Below are 19941 nucleotides of genomic sequence, written 5' to 3' on the forward strand. Positions count from 1 at the left end.
GCCAAATGATTAAAATTTGTTATACCTTGAAGGTATATATATTCGATTGGCTAGAAAAGGGGACGTGAAAACGGTAGAATGAATTTAACTTAGCAAAAGTTCGGGTTTCAAGTATTCAGTAAACGTGAGCAACGGGGAAAGGAGGGGCGGACATGACGGAATCGCAGTCAATCAGGAACGAAGCGGGTAAACCGCTGATGAAAAAATGTACGTATTGCCAGGAGCTGAAGCCTTTAACGGAATTTCAGCGCAGAACCGGTCGCCGGTCCGGTCCTTATTCCCGGCGTGGTCCTTGTCGTTCCTGCCGGGGGCTAGCGGCGCAAGAACGTGCGTCTGCGTCCGCTCCTTCCGGCGAGGGAACAAAGCCCCTCACGGCTTCCCTGGCATCGCATGACGCTGGGGATGAGGCAACTGTGCAAGGCATGGAGCCGTCCACACAGCCTGATGTGCAGCCTCAGCCGCCCCGCAGGAAGCCAGTCACGGATAAAGCCCGTGAGCGTCATCGGCAGCGTGTTCGACATTTGCTCAGCAGGCTGAAGCCTGCGGATACCAAGGTTCTGCGGCTCAACCGTAACGGCATGATTCGGTTAAGGGGCAAAACCGATCAGGGGAGACGTTGGCATCAGGAGATTGAATTTGATCTGGCGGTTACCCTGGTTAGAGAGCGCATGGCAGTGGTTGTTAATCCGTACACCATCCGCAGACTCTACAGCAATAAGGAATTCCGTCAATATGTGCTCAAGCGTGATCGCTATACCTGCTTTTTCTGCGGGGGTTATGGTGATACCATTGATCATTTGCTGCCTCGTGCCAAAGGAGGACACACTACGCCCGTCAATTGTGTATGTGCTTGCAACGAATGCAATCAGTTCAAGGCAGCCCGCGATTTGGATGAATTCATCGAATCCGGTGTGCCGTTGCCTTCTCCTGATGATTCCGATGCCCCTGAGGACTCCCTATGAAAGCCGGGCACTCCCGCGAATCAGACCGCAAGCGCCCGCGTCGTGGGAGTCCTGCGCATCAATGATGAACGTATCGGGATTGGCCTCCTATGTTTTGTGGTGATTTTCATGTGATCGCGATATGAGATTCACTCTCTCTATTACCCTTGCATGCTATGATATGACCCTTTTTTTGCGGAAAATTGGACAAAAAACGAGCTTATTCTAATTTTTATCTAAAATAACAATAAAAATTTTGTAGAAATTTGTGCAAATTTAAAATTTCTTCGACGATTGTATTGTAAACAGTGTAATATAGAGGTATAGGGTTCCGTTTCGGCCTGTTGTAGTCACGGAGAAGCGCTTCGTGGGATATTCCGCAGCAGTAACAACAGAATACCGTCTGAGCAATATACAATTGGCATCTGCGATAAATCAGTCTTGCCCTTTAGGGTATAGGCCGGTTTTAGCTGTGCTTCTTGCATGTTTAAGGGCGTGAATTCAATGAACGTTTTATTGCTAGAGTTTATGGATACAGGTTACGAGAAAGGAATGGACTTCTATTTTCACAGTAAAGGAGGACGTTCACGCATGTCTGAAAACCAACAAGAGGTGGCTGTAACACAAGAAGCTACTAAAGAGTCTCGGGATGTATTGGACCAATTGATGAAACCGGAGGTTCAGCAATCGCTGACCGTACTGGTTGAGAATCTGCCCAAGTTGACTGAGATGGTTACTTTGATGACCGACGCTTATGATGTAGCCCGTAGTTTGGCAACCGACCCTGTATTTATCGGCGATATGAAAAGCTCCATGGGAGAGTTTGTGAAGCCTGTTACAGATTCGGCTAAAGGCTTGGCTTCTGCTGCAATTGAAGCAAATGATCGTGTACAAACTACGGACGGCAGTGTAGGTCTGTTTGGCCTGCTCAAAATGCTTAAAGATCCGAATGTACAAAAAACGCTGCGTTTCAGCCAGGCTTTCCTGGAAATTCTGAATGAGCGCCAACGCGAGAGCAAATAATTACCTGATCAAGAACGGAGGATGGACATGTCGAAGCAAATTTTGATCTTGGGTGGCGGATACGGCGGATTGCTGGCCGCTCTGACAGCACGCCAGCACCTGGACGCTAGCCAAGCAACCATTACAGTGGTTAACCGCTTTGCGTCGCACCAAATTATTACGGAGTTGCACCGTTTGGCGGCAGGTACAATTGCCGAAAAAGCTGTTGCGCTTCCTTTGGAGAAACTGCTGCGTAACAAAGATATTATCCTGAAAGTGGATACGGTTTCGGAAATCAAACCGGACGATAAAAAAGTATCCCTGACCAGTGGAGCTACGTTGAGCTATGATGCTCTCGTTATTTCCCTGGGCAGCGAAACGGCTTACTTCGGTATTCCGGGGCTGCAAGAACACAGCTTCACGCTGAAATCAGTGGCAGAAGCAAACCGCATTCGCGCACACGTAGAAGCTCGTCTGGATGCTTACAAGCAATCTGGCAACAAAGCGGACGCTACAATCGTTATCGGTGGTGGCGGTCTGACGGGTGTCGAGCTGGTGGGCGAATATGCTGACAAGCTGCCTGCGGTTTGTCGTGAAAAAGGCATTAACTACGAAGATATTAACCTGTATTGCGTAGAAGCTGGACCATCTATTTTGGCAGGCTTCCCTCAAGCACTGGTTGATCGTGCAGTAACAAGCCTTGAAAAACGTGGCGTTCAAATCGTAGCCGGTGTTCCGATTACAGAAATGAAAGCCGACGAAGTTCTGCTCAAAGACGGACGTTCGATCCAAACGAACACCCTGATCTGGACAGGCGGCGTACAAGGCAACGCACTGGTTGGCGCTTCCGGTATCGAAGTGAACCGTGGCCGCGCAACCGTGAACGGTGCACTGCAATCGACTTCTCATGAAGATATCTTCCTCGCTGGCGACAGCGCAGTAGTGTTCCCTGGTGAAGGCGAGCGTCCATACCCTCCAACTGCACAGTTGGCTTGGCAAATGGGCGAAACTGTTGGTTATAACATTTTTGCTTACTTCAACGGAGCGAAAATGGAAAACTTTAACCCAGTGTTCTCCGGTACATTGGGCAGCTTGGGCAGAACAGACGCGATCGGTACGGTAGGCGCGAACGGCACCCAACTGAAAGGCGCTGTAGCCACTTTGATGAAGGAAGGCAGTAACATCCGTTACCTGTCCCACATCAAAGGACTTTTTGCATTGGCCTATTAATATTCCTTACTTTTTATATGCTTTATTCGAAGAGAGCGCTTCTGCGCTCTCTTTTTGTTATGTAATAGAACCTTCTATATGTCATGATGTGTAAAAAGATATGTTCTTTATTTATACATATATTTCAAATTATGGTTGACGTGATATGTTTGTAGGAGTAGACTACTTACGAAAAAAATAACTAGGAGGGCATTATGAAAATCAGGTTATTAATCAGTATTATGATTGTACTAAGTTTTGCTACTGCACACTCGAATTCGACATCAGCTCAAGCTCAAACCCCCATACATCTGAAGGTCAATGATCATTACGTTCTATATACTTACCCTGCATCACCTTTCTTGGATAAAAAGGACAGACTACTCATACCGCTGAAAGCGGCTGAGGATATACTGGGTGGTAAAGTAACTTACAATGCAGCGAGTAAAACCGCTTCTGTTGATCTGTTGGGCCGTAATGTAACGGCAACGATCGGATCACCCGAAATATCGGTTAACGGCGAGCCGGTCACAATGGATACAGTCCCCATCATGAAAAGTAATGCGATGTTTTTGCCGGTATCCATTTTGTTGAAAGATACAGATGCGAAGATGGAGTGGGATCCCAAGCGTGGCTTATTGAAACTAAGGCATGATAGCTTTACGGAAAGTCCAGTTCTTATGAAATTTAAGGGACAAGACTTGGCCCAAGTCATTGACGCGAATGCGTTTGATCTTACTTCCTTTGATTGGGATCGCAAGAAAGGCATATTGGATATTTATGCTATGTACGAGAGCGGCTTATCACCTGCTTCCAGCCAAATCGACTTTAATCCTATGATTGTTTATAGCAAAGGGACCTATAGTGTAAATCCTTATTCTAAATTCAATATGAATTATAAAGTTAACATAACCAGCCACGGTAATTTAATTTATACCCAAAATATCGATACAACCGATGCGGATAAAGATTATATAAAATATATTACTTCCGTAGGCAGATTGATTCAATAATGGAATTCGTGATGCTTGTATATCATAAATAAAAAAGCGACAAGGGCTTTGAAGCCTTTGTCGCTTAGTTTTTTTAATTTAACCTTAGAAGTTAGTAATTAGGTTGCGGTTGTCCTCGTTGCGGATAGTTCCACTGACTCTATCAATGGACTCTTCGTCTTTAAGAAAATTAGTAACGCCATCTGTCAGGTTGCTTTTTTGTGAATTTGACATTTTATTCCAATCATCCAGATCCACAAACACATCCACGTCGGCTTTACTGCTGTCGCCTCTTACGCTGAAATCAAAGCCGTATCCGGCGTAGTTGCTGTATCTGTTGAATAAATCACGTTGGATACTGTTTGCATCGAAGGATGAAGATACTTTTTTAATCGTAACATCGCCTCTACTGTTGGTTGTAAAGCTTGCTAATTTATCGTTATTGCTGGAATTCTTAACCGTGCCATCAACCTCGGCATCCTTATACTCTTTCAAAATATCTTCAACGATGTCTTCCAGATAGGTTCTTTGTTTGCTGCTGGATAAACCTTCCCATCTGGATTTTGTCATTTCGATGGTCACCGTAATATCGTTTTTGTTGCCACTGAGCTCAATATCCGAATTCGTATCGTAGTCATCCCTGTGATCATCGTTCAAATCACGCTCAAGATCTTTCATGGGGCTAGAGCTGTTTTTGCTTGCGTCATCTTTTAGTGTCTGATTGTCTTTTTGCAATTGGGCAATGGTAGCGTCTTTGGTTGTGTTCGCTGCTTTGGCTGTATTCAGCTCCTGAGTCAGTGTTGTGATCTGGTTGTTCAGTGCTGTAACCGTAGATTGATCAATGGGAACGCCTTTGTCAGCGATGACTACGCGTTTGTTGGTACCGTCCCAATCTACTTTTTTATCCAAAGCTGTACCTGCCAGCTTAAGGGGGAGGTACGTCACGCCATTCAGCAAGAATGGTTCTGTTTTGGCATCATAGGGAACTTCAGTTCCGTTGTAGATGATTTTAATATTGTTATATACTGCTTGGATCGGCTTAGTCACTTGTGCGGCAAATGTGGATTGGCTGAAAAGAGCTCCGGATATGGCCAAGGCGGATACTGCAGTGATAATGACAGGCTTCTTCATGGATTTCAATGATTTCATTCGTTGGTCTACCCCTTTATTAAGAATTATAGCTTGGTTCATAGACTAGAGTAACATTAATGCTTACAAAATCCAACACGTTGGAAGAGTCATTGTGGGTTATGCTTATATTGTATAGACGCAACAATAACCATAAAAGTTGCCCTATTACATAAATGTTTTTTCAAAAACAACGATCAAAACAAAACAAGCCCGCTGTACAAGACAGCGAGACTTGTTGGTGGAATAATGCGTCAGGTTATTAAAAATCAGAATTATTTGCCGTCCTTCAGCTTGCCTGCTGTTTCCTGAAGATGGCCTTTGGCCTTATCCAGTTTACCTTCGGCTTGAAGGGATTTATTATCCGTGGCATTCCCGATTTGATCCTTGATTTCACCTTTGGCTTTGTTAACATTACCTTTGATTTTATCGCTGATTCCGTTATCCTTCATGTTATATCCCTCCTTATGTGATCGAAATTTCATTCAGCATGCTGTAGTTAGTCTTTACCCGAGCGAGGGTGATGCGAAACGGAAAGCTGTGCGACATACAAGGGTATAATGATGGATACAGGCCAAATCAGAACGTGAAATGGGGAGTGGGCGTATGCTTAAAATTTTGTTATTTATTTTCGTTATTCAAATTATTTACGTGTCTGCGTATACACTGCGTATGATTTTGACGCTGAAAGGACAGAAGTACGTTGCTGCGCTCATAAGCACTGTAGAAGTTACGATCTATGTGCTGGGCCTGAACATGGTGCTTAAGTATTTGGACCAGGTGGCAAGTCTCGCGGTTTATGCCATCGGCTATGCACTTGGTATTCTCATTGGAGCATGGATTGAGGAAAAAATAGCGCTCGGCTACGTAACCGTCAAGGTGATCAGCAATGAGGTCAACGGAGGTATCGCTAATGCGCTGCGTGACAAAGGGTACGGTGTTACAGCATGGCTGGGCAGTGGGCGGGATGGAGATCGGCTGGTGATGGAAATTTTGGCTAAGCGGAAAAATCAGAACAAGCTGTACCAATCCATTCTGGATATTGATCCCAAGGCCTTTGTCATTACAGTGGAGCCGAAGCAGTTTCATGGCGGTTTCTGGACCAAGGCGATCCGCAAGTAAACATTTTGGAAAAATACGCATATTTTTCAGAGGATGGAGCATATTAATACCCGCACAGGAGGGATTTAACAATATGCCAACAGGAACAGTGAAATGGTTCAATGCAGATAAAGGCTTCGGCTTTATCGAGACAGAGGGCCAGGATATTTTTGTCCACTACAGTGCTATCGACGGTGAAGGCTTCAAGACGCTGGACGAAGGCCAGCATGTGGAATTTAATGTGGTGGAAAGCCAGCGCGGGCCGCAGGCGGAGCATGTCACCAAGACCAGCTAAAACGGGTCAGGACGAGCTGATCAGAGGAGCCTCTTTGCCGCTTCGTTGGGCGGGGCTCCCTTCTAATGTAGGGGATTACCCCATAAAACCGAGGGGGGAATGTAGATGTACAGGCGCCAGGCTCCGGAGATTATCCCAGAGGAAGATACGGCGATTTGGTCGTGTACCAGCGAGGGTTGCAACGGCTGGATGCGGACGGATTTCACCTTTTTGAGCGAACCGGTTTGTCCGTTCTGCCAAGCCTCCATGGGACAGGAAACGCGGATGCTCCCGATTCTCAATCGAACGGGCAATTCTTTTGTGGCTCAACGCTCCTGAGTAAAGGCGCGTACGTTGACCACGTGTGTAGAATCTATGAACATCAAAAGCCGCTCCAGCGACATGCTGAGCGGCTTTTGGTTGTGAAGCTTTGAGAATAGAGGCCAATTGTCCAAAGCACACATCGATCACGGCCTCTCCATACGCTGCACGGAATCACGATACACGATGTGACCTTGTACAAGGACCCGGCCAAAACGACTGCCGGGATGGCTTATTTTTTTCATCATGGATTCAATGGCAGTACGGGCCATCTGTTCAATGTCCACTCCGACGGTGGTCAACTGCGGAACAATAAGGGTGGCATATACATCGTTGTCGAAGCCAACAACAGAGCAATCTTCAGGCACGCGGTATCCCAGAGCAATGAGCTTTTGCACCAGGTTGTACGCGACCTGGTCACAGTTGCATACGAAGGCGGTCGGCAGTGGCTGAGGCAGCTCCATATCAACGTATACACCCTCGTCGTCCCGGTCGCTGAGTACCCACTCGTTACGCAGAGGCAGCCTGTGCTCCAGCAAGGATTTATAGTAGCCGAGGAAACGGTCCTGAATGCTACTGGTGGAGTAGAGATTACCCACATATGCAATGTCCCGGTGTCCCTGGGCGATCAAATAGTTGGTCAGCTCGTAGGCTCCGTAAAAATTATCGGTTACTACGGAGTCGATATCGGCATGCTCATCATAAAAATCAAGAAACATTTTGGGCAGGTCCATGGACTGCACTAGCTCAATATATGGCTTGCTCACTTGTCCCAGAAGAATGAAGCCATCCACCTTGCGATCGTAATAGATACGTGGCAGATTAAGCTGTTCTTCGTCCTCGCGATGGAGGATGTGAAGAATGCCGTAGTAGCCGTATTGCTCGAGTTCCCGCGAAATTTGCTGATAGATGTGCAGATAAAACGATTGGCCGGGACCGGTAAAACGCTCGGGAATGACAACACCAATGTTATAGGTGAGGCCCTCCTTCATGGACTTGGCAGCGGTATTGAAACGGTAGCCCATTTCGCCCGCAAGCGTCTTGATGCGCTCCTTTAGCTCATCGCTAACTCCATCCTTGTCATTGAGCGCCTTCGACACGGTCACGCTGCTAACCCCCAGCTTTTCTGCAATATCCCGCATCGTTACGTTGCTCTTCATTTCCTGTTCCGCCTTCCAATTTAAAAAAGATCAACATCAGCGTAGCCGCCCTGTCGAGAAAAATCAGCAGCATAGCTGTCCTTTAAAGAAAAGAGTAGCAGCGCAGCTGCCCTGTAAAGCTAAAGAGTAGCAGCATAGCTGCCCAGAGAACAGCCATTAGCCTGCGGATAACAGTTGTTCTCTGGATAGTATACATGGTTCCGCATGCAGGATAAAGCTTGCGACTTAATGAGGGCGTGCTTGCAACAGCGCCTCATTGCGCTGAATCAGCTCACGGCGGATAGCGGCGCTGCCGAGTGAACGCAGTGGGTCAGGCGGTGTGTTGAACGTGTAGTCCTCCAAGCGGGCGACGGTCGTTGTTGCCACGTGGATACGGGTATCACTGGAGGCGTAGTAAATAAAGACTTTATTTTGCTCGTTAACCACTGCTCCATTGCAAAAAATAACGTTCGAGACATCCCCGACGCGCTCTTCATCATAGGGGGCTATAAAATGCCCGCCGGGCTTGGCGATGACGCGCGAAGGGTCCTCCAGGCTGGTGGCAAAGGTGTAGAGCACATATCGCAAACCAGCGGCGGTATTGCGTACGCCATGAGCGATATGAATCCAGCCGCGGCTGGTCTTGATCGGAGCGGGCCCTTGCCCGTTCTTGGCTTCGTACACCGTATGATAGCAGCGTTCGTCAATCACTGTTTCGCTTTCAATCACAGGCTGTGTAATATCCTCGCACAGACCGAAGGCAATGCCGCCGCCCGAGCCAGTGGAAATAAATCCATCCTGCGGACGAGTGTAAAAGGCGTATTGGCCGTTCACGAATTCGGGGTGCAGGACAACGTTACGCTGTTGCGGTGATCGGGTGGAGATATTCGGTAGACGGGTCCATGTGCGAAGATCGCGGGTGCGGACCAGTCCTGCCTGAGCGACAGCGCTGGAGGTGTCGTGTGCTGGTGCGTCAGGGTCCTTTTTCTCCGAACAATAAATACCGTAGATCCAGCCGTCCTCATGCTTCACCAACCGCATATCGTACATGTTCGTTTCGTCCGGGTCGATATCGTCCCATATCAATGGGGCATCGATGAACCGGAACTGGTCAATACCGTTATCACTCTCGGCCAGAGCAAAAAACGATTTCCGATCCAGCCCCTCGGTGCGGGAAACCAGTATATATTTGCCCTCATGATAGATCGCGCCCGGGTTTAACGCTGCATTCACGCCCAGACGCTCCATGAAAAACGGGTTCGTCTGCTCGTTCAAATCAAACCGCCAGTGCAGCGGGACGTGATGACGTGTGAGTACAGGGTGACGGTAGCGTTCGTAGATGCCATTGTAAAAGGTGGTGTTGACCTCATTCGGGCGTGTAATCAGTTCCTCTTGCTGCGCAAGCAGCTTATTGTATTGAGTATGAATCATTTCGTTCCCATCCTTTCCAGCATTTCAATGCAAAATCGACTATTGTGATAAGGGCATTTCCAAGGTCCTGCAACTTCTTTTGGATCAGGCTTGCCATCCGCTTGAACGGACCAGAACCATTCACCTCCAGGTCGTGGATCTACGATATACTGCCGAGTGTAGGCCCACAAATCCTGTACAATCTGTAAGAAACGTTCGTCCTGTGTTCGTTGATACGCATTGTAAAAGCCGACGATTCCTTCTGCCTGTACCCACCATATACGCGAGGTGTCTACCCGATCGCCTTCCCGTTCGTTGATCAGTGAACCATCTGGCTGAACAGCACGTTCGGCTACCGCATGGGCGATATCCACCACCATGTCTACATATTCCAGGGGATGGTGCCCCAGTACGTTCATAGCTTCCTCAATCAGCCAACTGGCTTCAATGTCGTGACCGTACGAGGTCAGGTCGAGCAGAGGGCGCCAGTCACTGTCGAAAAATACCCCCAACCGCCGGGTGGAAGCATCGTAAACACGACTGTATAAAATGTCCAGTACATTCACCAGTGCATCTCGCACGCTTTCATCCGGCCATACGCGCAGTAATTGGGTATACGCTTCCAGAACATGAATATGTGTATTCATGGTGATATGCGCAGTAACCCCGTTTTCGCTGAGCAGCTCATTAGGCTGTGTGTTCCACATACGGTCAAATTGTTCACCATATGCTTGGCGGGTGCGATCATATCCTTTTTGCTCCAGCAGGTGAAACAGCTCCTTAGCTAGTGGCAGTGCATCGGGGTCGCCCGTTGCCCGCGCATATTCGGACAGGGCATAAATGGCGAATGCCTGAGCATAGACGTGCTTGCATGTGTCGGCAGGACGGCCCGTATGATCTGCCATCCAGTACATTCCTCCATATACCGGGTCTATCAGGTGCTCTTGCAGGAACAGGAAAGCGTGTCGTGCGGCATCCTTATAGATGCGTTCCCCGGCCACACGGGCTGCCGCCGAGAATGACCAGAGTAATCGGGCAGTAGCAATTCCACCCTTGTTCGCCTTTGTATGGATGTGCAGATCGACATCCACCTCACCATAAAATCCACCGTGCGCTTCATCCTTCAACCTTAGCCAGAACGGGAGTATATGATCCTTCCATTCCTGTCTGATCTCATGTAGCAACGTGTCCAAGAGGCAAAATCCTCCTTTGTAAATTATATTAGGTTATCGTTAACTTTATTTAAAATCATAATCACGTATTTCAAACCTGTCAACTCTCCTGATTCATAACCGTTACCCCAAGGCTAATGGTTATGTTTCAGATCAGCTATGCTGCTATCGTTATTACTCTGGGTGGGAAGCACTGTCCAAATTATATTGCATTATGAAGCTTTTATAGCTCTGCTTATATATTCACAAAATAATAAAATTGACATAGTAAGCGTTATCATAATAAAATGATTTTGTTAGTTTAACGATAACCTTATTTAAAAAGTCGGGAGGGGTCGTTTTATGAAGTTGTCCAAGGTTTTGGTGCCGTTACTATCGGTGCTATTGTTAGCGGGGTTGTTTGCAGGGTGTGCCCCAAAAGGATCAGATACGCCAGCAGCCAGCTCTGATCCGAAGGATATGGAAGGTGAAATCACGGTCATTACACAACGGACAGACATTGTGGATACGGTGTTTCAGGATTACGCCAAGGAATTTAACAAGCTTTATCCGAAGGTGAAGGTCAATTTTCAGGCATTAGCCGATTATGAGAGCCAAATTAAAATTCGGATGGGCACCAGGGATTACGGAGATGTTTTGCTTATTCCTACCAGCATTCCCATTGCAGAACTACCCGAATTTTTCGAACCGCTAGGCACTTATGAGGAGATGAAGAGCAAGTATACCGGCATTGAAGAACGTATGGTGGATAATAATGTCTACGGTATTCCGGTAGCAATGACGTATTCCGGTGTGATTTATAACAAAAATGTGTTCAAGGATGCGGGGATCACGCAACTTCCTAAAACCCCGGATCAATTTTTGAAAGCGCTACAGCAGATTAAGGACAAAACCAAGGCAGTGCCGCTGTTTACGAACTATGCCTCCGGGTGGGCACTGACCCAGTGGGAAGCTGATTTGCCTACAGTGGCGGGTACGAAGGAATATGTGAATGTCACACAGCCGAGTACAGACGACAATTTTACGAAGGGTCAGCCTCACTATGAGTTGTATAAGATCATGTACGATGCGGCTAAAAATGGTCTGATCGAAAAAGACCCAACCACCACGGATTGGGAGACCTCCAAGGCGGATCTGGCTCAAGGGAAAATCGGTACGATGGTACTTGGCTCTTGGGCCATTGACCAGATCAAAAGCACAGCCACCAACAAGGATGATATCGGCTTTATGCCGTTTCCGACAAATGCCTCCAAGGTGCTTGTTCCGCTGGCAGGTGATTACAACCTCGGCATTAACGTAAACAGTGAAAATAAAGCAGCTGCCCGTGCCTGGGTGGACTGGTTTACTGACAAGTCCAACTATGCTGTAGAGCAGGCGGGGAGCATCAGTCCGCTACAGGGTGCAAAATTACCTGAAATTTTGAAGCAATACGGAGATCAGGGAGTTGTCTTTGAAACGCTCACTCCTTCGCCAAAAGGGCAGGAAGGGATTGTCAATAAAATCGACACAAAGGGAGAAATCGGTTTGTGGCAGCCGGACTTCAAGAAACGCATTATTGAGGCAGCGCTTGGTAACCGCCCGGAATCATATGACACCATTATGAAGGATCTGAACGACGCATGGGTGAAGGCGCGTGCCGAAGTGGCTGCGAAGGAAGCCAAATAGTCATCTGAACTGACGATTAGAAAGGATCGAAGTAGCAGTCGATGGACGGATAGCCAGGAGGTGCAGCATGTTTAAATTTTCGAATCTCAGCTACTCCAAACAAAGATTGGCGATTATTGCAGCCTTTTCATTTATTCCGCTGGCGCTGCTGATCACTTTTGCGTACTTGCCAGTGATCAATATGTTCAAATACAGCTTTTCGGACTGGAACGGCTATAGTAAGCGTCTGGAATATGTGGGCTTTGAAAACTATATCAAAATCTTTACCGACCCTGAGTATTTCTCGGTGTTTAAGGTCAGTCTGTATTACTTTGTCGCTACGTTTGTACAGATGGGGCTGGCCCTTTATTTTGCAACCATTCTCAGCTTTCAAACCTGGTTTAAAAATGTGTTTAAGGGCATTTTATTTTTCCCTTCCCTGATGAACGGGGTGGCCATTGGTTTTATTTTTCTATTCTTCTTCAAGCCGGACGGAACCCTGGATACACTACTTCAGGCACTGGGGCTGGGCTCGTATATCAAGCTGTGGCTGGGCAACCCGGAGATTATTAATATTTCACTGGCTGGCACGTCGATCTGGAGATACATGGGCTTTAACTTTATTGTGTTTCTCGGTGCGATTTCCTCCATATCAAGTGATCTGTATGAAGCGTCTGATATGGACGGGGCCAACCGCTGGCATCAGTTTCGGTACATTATTTTGCCGAGTATCAAGCGGATTTTGCAGCTGAATCTCATCTTGGCGATTAGCGGTGCGATCAGTGCATTCGATATTCCGTATATTATGACTGGCGGCTCCAATGGCAGTAAAACGTTCGTCATTCAGACGATTGACGTGGCGTTCAAGTACAGCAAGGTCGGTCTGGCCTCGGCGATGGCGGTTATTTTGCTGCTGATTGTGATCGTGGTTACGCTGCTGCAACGTTTGCTGATTCGGGGAGAGGAGGATTAACCGTGTATATGTTAAAAAGAATGCTGGCGAACAGCATCAAGTATGCCGCGCTTTTGCTGGGTGCGTTTTTGCTCGCAACCCTCATTCCGGGGGTAACGACACAGGTATCGACATTCCAGATTATCAACAAGTTGGAACTGTTTAACACGCCTTGGGCAGCTATTTTGCTGTATTTGGGAACCGATATTATTGCGGTGTATATTTTTCTGCAATTTCTGGATTCCATTGCGGTGGCACTGGACGAATCGGCCATGTTGGATGGTGCCTCCTATCTGACCATCTACTGGCGCATTATTTTGCCCCTGCTCAAGCCCGCCATTGTGACGGTCATTATTATCAAAGGGGTTAATATTTACAACGATTTTTACACCCCGTTTCTGTATATGCCGAAAACAAGCCTTCAGGTCATTTCGACGGCGTTGTTCAAGTTTAAAGGGCCGTATGGCTCGCAATGGGAAGTGATCAGCGCGGGTATAATCATTGCTATTATTCCGACGTTAATTGCATTTTTGGCATTACAAAAATATATCTATAACGGGTTTGCACAGGGTTCAGTGAAATAGAAAAATTGATAAAATCAAGTGTCTCGGTGAGAGGAGAGCATATGTATGAGTAAATTGAATGTGGATTTGGATGTAGGTAACGTACGAATTGTGGGAGACAGTCTGCCGGAAATGCCGTGGCAAGATAAGCCTGAAGGCAGTGAGGCTCCGGTATGGAGACATACTGAGAATCCGGTCATTGGACGGAATCCGGTGCCGGGCATTGCCCGTATTTTCAACAGTGCAGTAGCTCCGTATGAGGGGCGGTTTGTGGGGGTGTTTCGGGCGGAAACGATTAATGGACGCCCGCATTTGCATCTGGGCTGGAGTGACGACGGGTTGGCTTGGGACATTGAAACGGAACGTTTGCATTTGGTCGATGAGGAAGGGAACGATTACCAGCCCAATTATGCTTACGATCCGCGTCTGGTCCGAGTGGAGGACACGTATTATATCATCTGGTGTACAGATTTTTACGGTGCTGCGTTAGGGATAGCGCAAACGAAGGATTTTAAAAGCTTTGTACGATTGGAAAATCCGTTCCTGCCGTTTAATCGAAACGGTGTGCTATTCCCCCGCAAACTAAACGGAAACTACGTGTTGCTATCCCGTCCGAGCGATAGCGGTCATACGCCGTTTGGTGATATTTTTCTCAGTGAAAGTCCGGATCTGGTGTACTGGGGCAAGCACCGTCATGTGATGAGCAAGGGCGGACAGGGCTGGTGGCAATCGGTGAAGATTGGCGGCGGGCCGGCTCCGATTGAGACGACCGATGGTTGGCTGATGTTCTACCACGGGGTGACGGGCACGTGTAATGGGCTGGTATACAGCATGGGAGTAGTCGTTCTTGACCGGGATGAGCCGTCTAAAGTTAAATATCGTTCCTCCAATTTCGTGCTGACCCCGGAAGAGTGGTATGAGGAACGTGGCTTTGTGCCAAACGTAGTGTTCCCATGTGCTACGTTGCATGATGCGGACACCGGACGGATTGCAATTTATTATGGAGCCGCCGATACGTATGTAGGTGTCGCATACACGACAGTATCCGACATGATGAAGTATGTCATCGCAACGGATGAAGTGGTCGCAGACGACCATGAGTCGGGCCGGATGTAGGAGGGGACTTGAATGCCGGAGGATATGTCTTTACAGCAATTGCAGTCGTATACGGGCAGTAGTCCGAAGCCGCCGGATTTTGATGCGTACTGGGAACGGGCGCTACAGGAGCTGGAGCGGCAGCCGCTGGATTATACGCTGGAGCCAGCTGATTTTGTCTCTCCGCTGGTGGAGTGCTTTCATCTGTATTTTACAGGAGTAGGCGGAGCGAAGGTTCATGGAAAGCTCGTCCGACCCAAGCATTTTACAGAAAAAGGTCCGGCTTTGGCGATGTTTCACGGATATTCCTGTGACAGTGGCGACTGGTTCGATAAAGTGAGCTATGCGGCACATGGATTTACCGTGCTGGCTCTGGACTGTCGGGGGCAAGGCGGTTTGTCTGAGGACAACTTGCAGGTTCAGGGAACGACGATTCGCGGGCATATCATCCGGGGAATCGACGACCCGGACCCGGATCGGCTCTATTACCGCAATGTATTTCTGGATACGGTGCAGACGGTGCGCATTCTGATGTCAATGGAGCAGGTAGACCCTGATCGAATCGGCGCGTTCGGATGCTCCCAAGGGGGAGCATTGACAGTTGCCTGTGCTGCATTGGAGCCACGTGTGCGTGTAGCGGTTCCGGTATATCCGTTCCTGTCGGACTATAAAAGAGCCTGGGCGCTGGATGCCACCACATCCGCATATGAGGAGCTGGTGTATTATTTTCGCTGGTTCGATCCGAACCATGTGCGCGAGGAAGAGTTATTTCACCGACTAGGCTACATCGACATTCAACATTTGGCAGATCGTATTTGTGGTCGGGTGCTATTTGTGACGGGGCTGTCGGATACGGTTTGCCCGCCTTCCACGCAGTATGCGGTGTACAATAAAATCGTATCGGACAAGGAAATGCTCCTGTATCACGAATACGGCCATGAATACTTACCGTATCTATCGGATCGTGCTATGAGTGAATTTTTACAGCTTTAAGGGGTTGAACTTCGGGTTAGGCTCCTTTATAGTAATGTCTATAACCTTCGTGATGCGTGATCAATGAATGTCCCATTTGTATAACCTCAATAATATGGTTTGAGGGTCTCTACCAGGAACCGATAAATCCTGATTACAAAAAATGTGCGTCTTGTACATTTCTTGTGGTCAGGATTTTTTTGCGTATATCGAGGGATTTACATGATAGCAAAGGAGCTTATGTAATGAACTTTAAAGTAGTTATCTTAACGATTGCGACCTTTACGGTCGGGCTGGTGGAGTTAATTATCGGTGGTGTTCTGCCCCAGATTGCGCAGGATTTGAATGTCTCCGTAAGCACGGCGGGACAGCTTATTATGATCTACGCGCTCGTATACGCCATCGCCGGGCCGACTTTATTGGCGCTGACTGCCAAAATTGAACGAAAACGACTGTATTTATGGTCGATGTTTATTTTTATTCTGGGAAGCCTGTTGGCCTTCTGGAGTCCGAATTATGCAGTCTTATTTATATCCCGTATCGTTACCGCCGCAAGTGGATCGCTGATTGTGACGCTATCGCTGACGATTGCCGTCAAAGTGGTGTCCAAGGCTTATCAGGCCCGGGTTCTCGGTGTGATCTCCATGGGGGTCAGCTCGTCCATCGTGCTTGGTATTCCAGCCGGGGTGCTGATTGGAAATGCGTTTGGCTGGCGGGTGCTGTTCCTGATTATCGCCGTGTTGACGGTAGTTGCTATGATCGTCATGAACTTGTTTATGGAGCGGATTCCGACGGAACATGTCGTGCCGATGCGCGAGCAACTGAAATCCTTGAAAAATGTGAAGGTGATTAGTGCGCATCTGGTGACTACGCTAACATTGGCGGTCATTACACACTGTATGCGTATTTCACTCCATTTATGGAGAATATGATGGGCTTGAACGCATCGTGGATTAGTGTAGCCTATTTTGTATTTGGACTTTCGGCTGTTGGGGGTGGTTTTATTGGCGGCTCTTTGGCGGATCGTTTTGGCACAGCGAAAAGTATTTTGATCATTGTGGGCGTATTTATCGCCGTGATGTTCTTGCTGCCATTCTCGGTTCACTCGATGTATGTATTTGCGCCGTTGCTGATCATCTGGGGTATATTAAGTTGGGCCTTGTCTCCGCCGATGCAGAGCTATCTCATCGAAAATGCCCCCGAATCAGGTAGTATTCAGCAAAGCTTCAATTTCTCCGCTCTCCAGATCGGGATTGCCCTCGGCTCAGCTTTGGGCGGTGCGGTGATTGAGAACAGTGAATCGGTTGCCACGAATGCCTGGGTGGGCGGTGCCTTTGTTATTGTCGCTTTTGTATGCGGCGTATTTTCGATTACGAGAAGCGGAGCATCGCAAGCGCTTAGGAATTAGAGCGCTTTGGATTAGATGTTATTTTTCTATGAGTCCCAGGCTCCTCCCAAGGAGCATAGGACTTTATTTTTTTTCTGAATTTAGACATATGAGGTCGTAAATGGAAAGTGAAATTATTGAATACTACTCCTTTTTATTGGTTAGGGTGTTCAAGATATCGAAAATGATATGAAAGTTAGTATATCTCCCCAATGAATGATGACCATCCTGTATAAAATCCCAAGTTTCTTTTAAGGTACCAGTTACCACAAAACTGTTATCCTTAAAAAAATTCAAAAAATCATCAGGCTTATTCTTGAATTTGCCACTGAATGTCCTGGCTTTTGAGGTTTTATATTCTTCTTCTAGATTTCTTTCATCATGAATAATATGATCCAGATTGCAAGAGAAATATAATAAGTAGTAAGGAATATCTTTTTTGATCGTTGTTGCGGAATACATTGTTTTTAAACTATGAGCTTTATTTTTGTTCCTTCTTCTGATTTCTAAGGCTTTATGTGGCTCAGATACTTTTATAGAATCACTTAGATACAGTAATTTCCTATCCAAAGTGTGATCTACGATGACTGAATCATCTTTAATGAAAGTTCCATCTGTATCTGTAATTTGGATGACAGCCAAGATATCCTTTTTAGTGTATTTTGTTTCATTCATCACTTTCTGAATTTCGTCCCCAACGACGGCCTTTGCACCTTTATTGGATGCTCTGGTGAAAATATCTCCGTTTGAAAAATGAATATGTACATCAAATAGTTCTTTGGCATATTTGGTGATTGTAGAAAGCGCTCGTTCATCCGAAACGCCTTCGACGATTATGATTACTGCCCTTTTCCTAGCCATGATTCCATTCACCTGCTTCTTCAAAGGCATCCATTATGGAGTATCTATCTGTAACTTCATAAACTGACTCATCATCATTTCCGAGTTGAATTGCTCTAAAATAAACATCCCTGATGTTATTGGTATCTTTAATGCCTTTCAAATGGATGAAACGATTTTCTGGGTTTGTGGACGTGAAGACTAAGTTATCTTTGTTTAAAACCTCTAATAAACGTAAATTGTGAGAAGTAAATAACAATTGTCCTTTTCCGCTGTCGTTTAGTATTTTAACGATCTCTCCTAAAAGATATTCAAATATCCCTGCGTCCAGTTCGTCAATAATAATACAAGCATTTGGGTCATTGTACATGACAATTAATGAACTAAGAATTGAAATTAATTTTTTGATTCCATCAGATTCACAGGCAATGGGCAATACTTTGTTTTCTCTAACGGAGACAAGTTCAGCCCTCATACCACGAACCCCATCTTTTAATGTTTCCTCACCCAAAGGTCTTAGTTCTACAGTTAATCCTGGTATAATTTCTTTCAAGACCTTACTAATTGATGAAAACATACTATGCATCATATTAAAAAGTTTAATCGCCATTTTTCTAGGTTCATTACTCGGGAATATCATAATACTGTAACTAGTTTCTCCGGTGTTCACATCTTGCCGCTTATAATGTACAGGTATTAAAATATTAGCAAGAGTAAGACTAGATTGTTGGTTATTCAGGACAAATAGATTATTTGCGAAATTCTCTTTCAAAATACGGAATAGTTCAAAGGCTTCCTGATCAAGTATTGTTTTGACTAGTTCCATTCCTTCTTTTCTAAAAAAGAAGGACGTATACTCTTTAAAAGCTAGTTGGGAATTGACTTTATAAAGAACAAAAGAATCGCTCTTGTTTAACTTGATTTTCTTATAGATGGTCTGGGGGCCTACCGAATAATCCTCATCGTTGCTTCTGGAGAACTGGATAGCAGTTTTAGGTCTAGATCCTTTTTTAATTTCTTTATACTTAATCTCTTCTTTGGATACATGTATTGAGATTTCTGAAGAGATGTTTTCCAAATCAGGATTTTCAAAATTCTCATTAGTAAATTTAGTAAGCTCTAAATTGTAGAGAACTTCGAATAATTTATCATTTAACTTAATCATAAAAGTAAAATTTAAACTTGCAGAGTCACTGTCCTGATAAATCAAACGGGCATACTCTTTTTTTAATCTGTCGCCATTTAATAAAGCACGGAGAATTTCAAATATTTCGACAATAGCCGTTTTACCAGAACCATTTTGCCCATATATACCTAAAACGTCTGCATTACTGAACGATTGAGTTTTTGAACTAGGGAAGGATATTTTACCATCAATTATATTTTTGAAGTTTTTGGCTTCTAAATCGGATATCCTTACTCTAATATTCATTATTTTGTCTCCTAAACCTCATTTTTTTTGATTATTATTTTTATATATAGAATATTATATGCCAAAATGAACGATAAATAAACTGAAAACATATATTTTTCTTATGAAAATACTTGAGGCATTCCCCTCTTTTATAAGGCGAGAAAATATGCTATACTACACACAATTATGAAGAAGGAGGTGAGGTAGGTGAATCACGAGATGCTGAACAACCGTATTAGCCAGCTGCCGATTGCTATGGCTGGCATTGTGCATGCTTTTCCATCCAACGGGAGAAGTCTGTCCAATTTTAATCATACGGTTGTAAACATCGCGAGAAGACGCCTACCTTAACTCGAACGGATTGCTGTATCATCCAAAGAGTCGC

General features: G+C 46.0%; 19 protein-coding genes, 2 pseudogenes and 1 riboswitch. Of the genes and pseudogenes, 14 read left to right on the top strand and 7 right to left on the bottom strand.

Annotation, left to right across the window (positions count from 1 at the left end; translation table 11 throughout):
• Window positions 1–152: 152 nt before the first annotated feature.
• The 4 genes from E0698_RS14960 to E0698_RS14975 all read left to right on the top strand — a co-directional run bounded on the left by E0698_RS14960 (window position 153) and on the right by E0698_RS14975 (window position 4165).
• Window positions 153–962 (top strand): HNH endonuclease, encoded by an 810-nt coding sequence (locus tag E0698_RS14960; RefSeq protein ID WP_149094273.1) that lies wholly within the window; start codon window positions 153–155, stop codon window positions 960–962.
• A gap of 570 nt (window positions 963–1532) precedes the next feature.
• On the top strand, window positions 1533–1964 hold the full coding sequence (locus E0698_RS14965; RefSeq protein ID WP_192512074.1) for a DUF1641 domain-containing protein: 432 nt from the start codon (window positions 1533–1535) through the stop codon (window positions 1962–1964).
• Window positions 1965–1991: 27 nt separating this feature from the next.
• Complete coding sequence (locus E0698_RS14970) at window positions 1992–3173, top strand: NAD(P)/FAD-dependent oxidoreductase (RefSeq protein ID WP_192512075.1); 1182 nt, start codon at window positions 1992–1994, stop codon at window positions 3171–3173.
• Between the two features lie 194 nt (window positions 3174–3367).
• Window positions 3368–4165, top strand: coding sequence for a copper amine oxidase N-terminal domain-containing protein (locus tag E0698_RS14975; RefSeq protein ID WP_192512076.1), 798 nt, complete (start codon window positions 3368–3370; stop codon window positions 4163–4165).
• An 84-nt stretch (window positions 4166–4249) separates the two neighbouring features.
• Here E0698_RS14975 and E0698_RS14980 read toward each other — a convergent pair whose 3' ends face one another.
• Both E0698_RS14980 and E0698_RS14985 read right to left on the bottom strand, forming a co-directional pair.
• Window positions 4250–5293: a stalk domain-containing protein gene (locus E0698_RS14980; RefSeq protein WP_192512077.1), complete on the bottom strand. Its 1044-nt coding sequence runs from the start codon at window positions 5291–5293 to the stop codon at window positions 4250–4252.
• A gap of 254 nt (window positions 5294–5547) precedes the next feature.
• Window positions 5548–5724 carry a CsbD family protein gene (locus E0698_RS14985; protein WP_068939077.1) on the bottom strand — a complete coding sequence of 59 codons (177 nt, stop codon included), beginning with the start codon at window positions 5722–5724 and terminating at the stop codon, window positions 5548–5550.
• Window positions 5725–5878: 154 nt separating this feature from the next.
• On the opposite strand from E0698_RS14985, the gene E0698_RS14990 reads away from it, so the two are divergent.
• The 3 genes from E0698_RS14990 (at window position 5879) to E0698_RS15000 (ending at window position 6986) form a co-directional block, all read left to right on the top strand.
• Complete coding sequence (locus E0698_RS14990) at window positions 5879–6394, top strand: DUF2179 domain-containing protein (protein ID WP_025683910.1); 516 nt, start codon at window positions 5879–5881, stop codon at window positions 6392–6394.
• 73 nt (window positions 6395–6467) lie between these two features.
• Entirely contained in the window at window positions 6468–6668 is a 201-nt protein-coding gene (locus tag E0698_RS14995) for a cold-shock protein (protein ID WP_044644292.1), read from the top strand.
• Between the two features lie 105 nt (window positions 6669–6773).
• Window positions 6774–6986, top strand: a complete 213-nt coding sequence (locus tag E0698_RS15000) for a cold-shock protein (RefSeq protein ID WP_044644293.1) — start codon at window positions 6774–6776, stop codon at window positions 6984–6986.
• A gap of 128 nt (window positions 6987–7114) precedes the next feature.
• Here E0698_RS15000 and E0698_RS15005 read toward each other — a convergent pair whose 3' ends face one another.
• From E0698_RS15005 to E0698_RS15015, 3 genes are all read right to left on the bottom strand, one after another.
• Window positions 7115–8128 carry a substrate-binding domain-containing protein gene (locus E0698_RS15005; protein ID WP_134912006.1) on the bottom strand — a complete coding sequence of 338 codons (1014 nt, stop codon included), beginning with the start codon at window positions 8126–8128 and terminating at the stop codon, window positions 7115–7117.
• 225 nt (window positions 8129–8353) lie between these two features.
• Entirely contained in the window at window positions 8354–9538 is a 1185-nt protein-coding gene (locus E0698_RS15010) for a glycoside hydrolase family 130 protein (protein ID WP_192512078.1), read from the bottom strand.
• Window positions 9535–10710: an AGE family epimerase/isomerase gene (locus tag E0698_RS15015; RefSeq protein ID WP_192512079.1), complete on the bottom strand. Its 1176-nt coding sequence runs from the start codon at window positions 10708–10710 to the stop codon at window positions 9535–9537. The genes E0698_RS15010 and E0698_RS15015 overlap by 4 nt, the downstream gene beginning before the upstream one ends.
• A 321-nt stretch (window positions 10711–11031) precedes the next feature.
• On the opposite strand from E0698_RS15015, the gene E0698_RS15020 reads away from it, so the two are divergent.
• The 6 genes and pseudogenes from E0698_RS15020 (at window position 11032) to E0698_RS15045 (ending at window position 17323) form a co-directional block, all read left to right on the top strand.
• On the top strand, window positions 11032–12354 hold the full coding sequence (locus tag E0698_RS15020; RefSeq protein WP_192512080.1) for an ABC transporter substrate-binding protein: 1323 nt from the start codon (window positions 11032–11034) through the stop codon (window positions 12352–12354).
• Window positions 12355–12421: 67 nt separating this feature from the next.
• Entirely contained in the window at window positions 12422–13306 is an 885-nt protein-coding gene (locus tag E0698_RS15025; RefSeq protein WP_149094265.1) for a carbohydrate ABC transporter permease, read from the top strand.
• Window positions 13307–13353: 47 nt separating this feature from the next.
• Window positions 13354–13869: pseudogene (locus E0698_RS15030) on the top strand (carbohydrate ABC transporter permease); the annotation flags it as partial.
• Between the two features lie 45 nt (window positions 13870–13914).
• Complete coding sequence (locus E0698_RS15035) at window positions 13915–14964, top strand: glycoside hydrolase family 130 protein (RefSeq protein WP_134912011.1); 1050 nt, start codon at window positions 13915–13917, stop codon at window positions 14962–14964.
• 12 nt (window positions 14965–14976) lie between these two features.
• Window positions 14977–15936, top strand: coding sequence for an acetylxylan esterase (locus tag E0698_RS15040; protein ID WP_192512081.1), 960 nt, complete (start codon window positions 14977–14979; stop codon window positions 15934–15936).
• Between the two features lie 56 nt (window positions 15937–15992).
• A riboswitch (purine riboswitch) is annotated at window positions 15993–16092 on the top strand.
• A gap of 68 nt (window positions 16093–16160) precedes the next feature.
• Window positions 16161–17323: pseudogene (locus E0698_RS15045) on the top strand (MFS transporter).
• 123 nt (window positions 17324–17446) lie between these two features.
• Here the strand turns inward: E0698_RS15045 and E0698_RS15050 are convergent.
• Together E0698_RS15050 and E0698_RS15055 are read right to left on the bottom strand one after the other, a co-directional pair.
• Window positions 17447–18163, bottom strand: a complete 717-nt coding sequence (locus E0698_RS15050) for a hypothetical protein (protein ID WP_192512082.1) — start codon at window positions 18161–18163, stop codon at window positions 17447–17449.
• Window positions 18156–19574: an AAA family ATPase gene (locus E0698_RS15055; RefSeq protein WP_192512083.1), complete on the bottom strand. Its 1419-nt coding sequence runs from the start codon at window positions 19572–19574 to the stop codon at window positions 18156–18158. The genes E0698_RS15050 and E0698_RS15055 overlap by 8 nt, the downstream gene beginning before the upstream one ends.
• A gap of 189 nt (window positions 19575–19763) precedes the next feature.
• On the opposite strand from E0698_RS15055, the gene E0698_RS15060 reads away from it, so the two are divergent.
• Entirely contained in the window at window positions 19764–19907 is a 144-nt protein-coding gene (locus tag E0698_RS15060; protein WP_179085895.1) for an RAxF-45 family protein, read from the top strand.
• Window positions 19908–19941: the final 34 nt, after the last annotated feature.

The organism is Paenibacillus sp. 23TSA30-6, assembly GCF_014858585.1.
Classification (GTDB): domain Bacteria; phylum Bacillota; class Bacilli; order Paenibacillales; family Paenibacillaceae; genus Paenibacillus.

What these genes read in the sequence shown, in the direction of transcription:
- E0698_RS15050 (WP_192512082.1), bottom strand. Translation starts at nt 18,163, where the DNA reads ATGGCTAGGAAAAGGGCAGTAATCATAATCGTCGAAGGCGTTTCGGAT.
- E0698_RS15010 (WP_192512078.1), bottom strand. Translation starts at nt 9,538, where the DNA reads ATGATTCATACTCAATACAATAAGCTGCTTGCGCAGCAAGAGGAACTG.
- E0698_RS15055 (WP_192512083.1), bottom strand. Translation starts at nt 19,574, where the DNA reads ATGAATATTAGAGTAAGGATATCCGATTTAGAAGCCAAAAACTTCAAA.
- E0698_RS15020 (WP_192512080.1), top strand. Translation starts at nt 11,032, where the DNA reads ATGAAGTTGTCCAAGGTTTTGGTGCCGTTACTATCGGTGCTATTGTTA.
- E0698_RS15000 (WP_044644293.1), top strand. Translation starts at nt 6,774, where the DNA reads ATGTACAGGCGCCAGGCTCCGGAGATTATCCCAGAGGAAGATACGGCG.
- E0698_RS14990 (WP_025683910.1), top strand. Translation starts at nt 5,879, where the DNA reads ATGCTTAAAATTTTGTTATTTATTTTCGTTATTCAAATTATTTACGTG.
- E0698_RS15025 (WP_149094265.1), top strand. Translation starts at nt 12,422, where the DNA reads ATGTTTAAATTTTCGAATCTCAGCTACTCCAAACAAAGATTGGCGATT.
- E0698_RS14980 (WP_192512077.1), bottom strand. Translation starts at nt 5,293, where the DNA reads ATGAAATCATTGAAATCCATGAAGAAGCCTGTCATTATCACTGCAGTA.
- E0698_RS15040 (WP_192512081.1), top strand. Translation starts at nt 14,977, where the DNA reads ATGCCGGAGGATATGTCTTTACAGCAATTGCAGTCGTATACGGGCAGT.
- E0698_RS14985 (WP_068939077.1), bottom strand. Translation starts at nt 5,724, where the DNA reads ATGAAGGATAACGGAATCAGCGATAAAATCAAAGGTAATGTTAACAAA.
- E0698_RS14970 (WP_192512075.1), top strand. Translation starts at nt 1,992, where the DNA reads ATGTCGAAGCAAATTTTGATCTTGGGTGGCGGATACGGCGGATTGCTG.
- E0698_RS15035 (WP_134912011.1), top strand. Translation starts at nt 13,915, where the DNA reads ATGAGTAAATTGAATGTGGATTTGGATGTAGGTAACGTACGAATTGTG.
- E0698_RS14965 (WP_192512074.1), top strand. Translation starts at nt 1,533, where the DNA reads ATGTCTGAAAACCAACAAGAGGTGGCTGTAACACAAGAAGCTACTAAA.
- E0698_RS15005 (WP_134912006.1), bottom strand. Translation starts at nt 8,128, where the DNA reads ATGAAGAGCAACGTAACGATGCGGGATATTGCAGAAAAGCTGGGGGTT.
- E0698_RS14975 (WP_192512076.1), top strand. Translation starts at nt 3,368, where the DNA reads ATGAAAATCAGGTTATTAATCAGTATTATGATTGTACTAAGTTTTGCT.
- E0698_RS14960 (WP_149094273.1), top strand. Translation starts at nt 153, where the DNA reads ATGACGGAATCGCAGTCAATCAGGAACGAAGCGGGTAAACCGCTGATG.
- E0698_RS14995 (WP_044644292.1), top strand. Translation starts at nt 6,468, where the DNA reads ATGCCAACAGGAACAGTGAAATGGTTCAATGCAGATAAAGGCTTCGGC.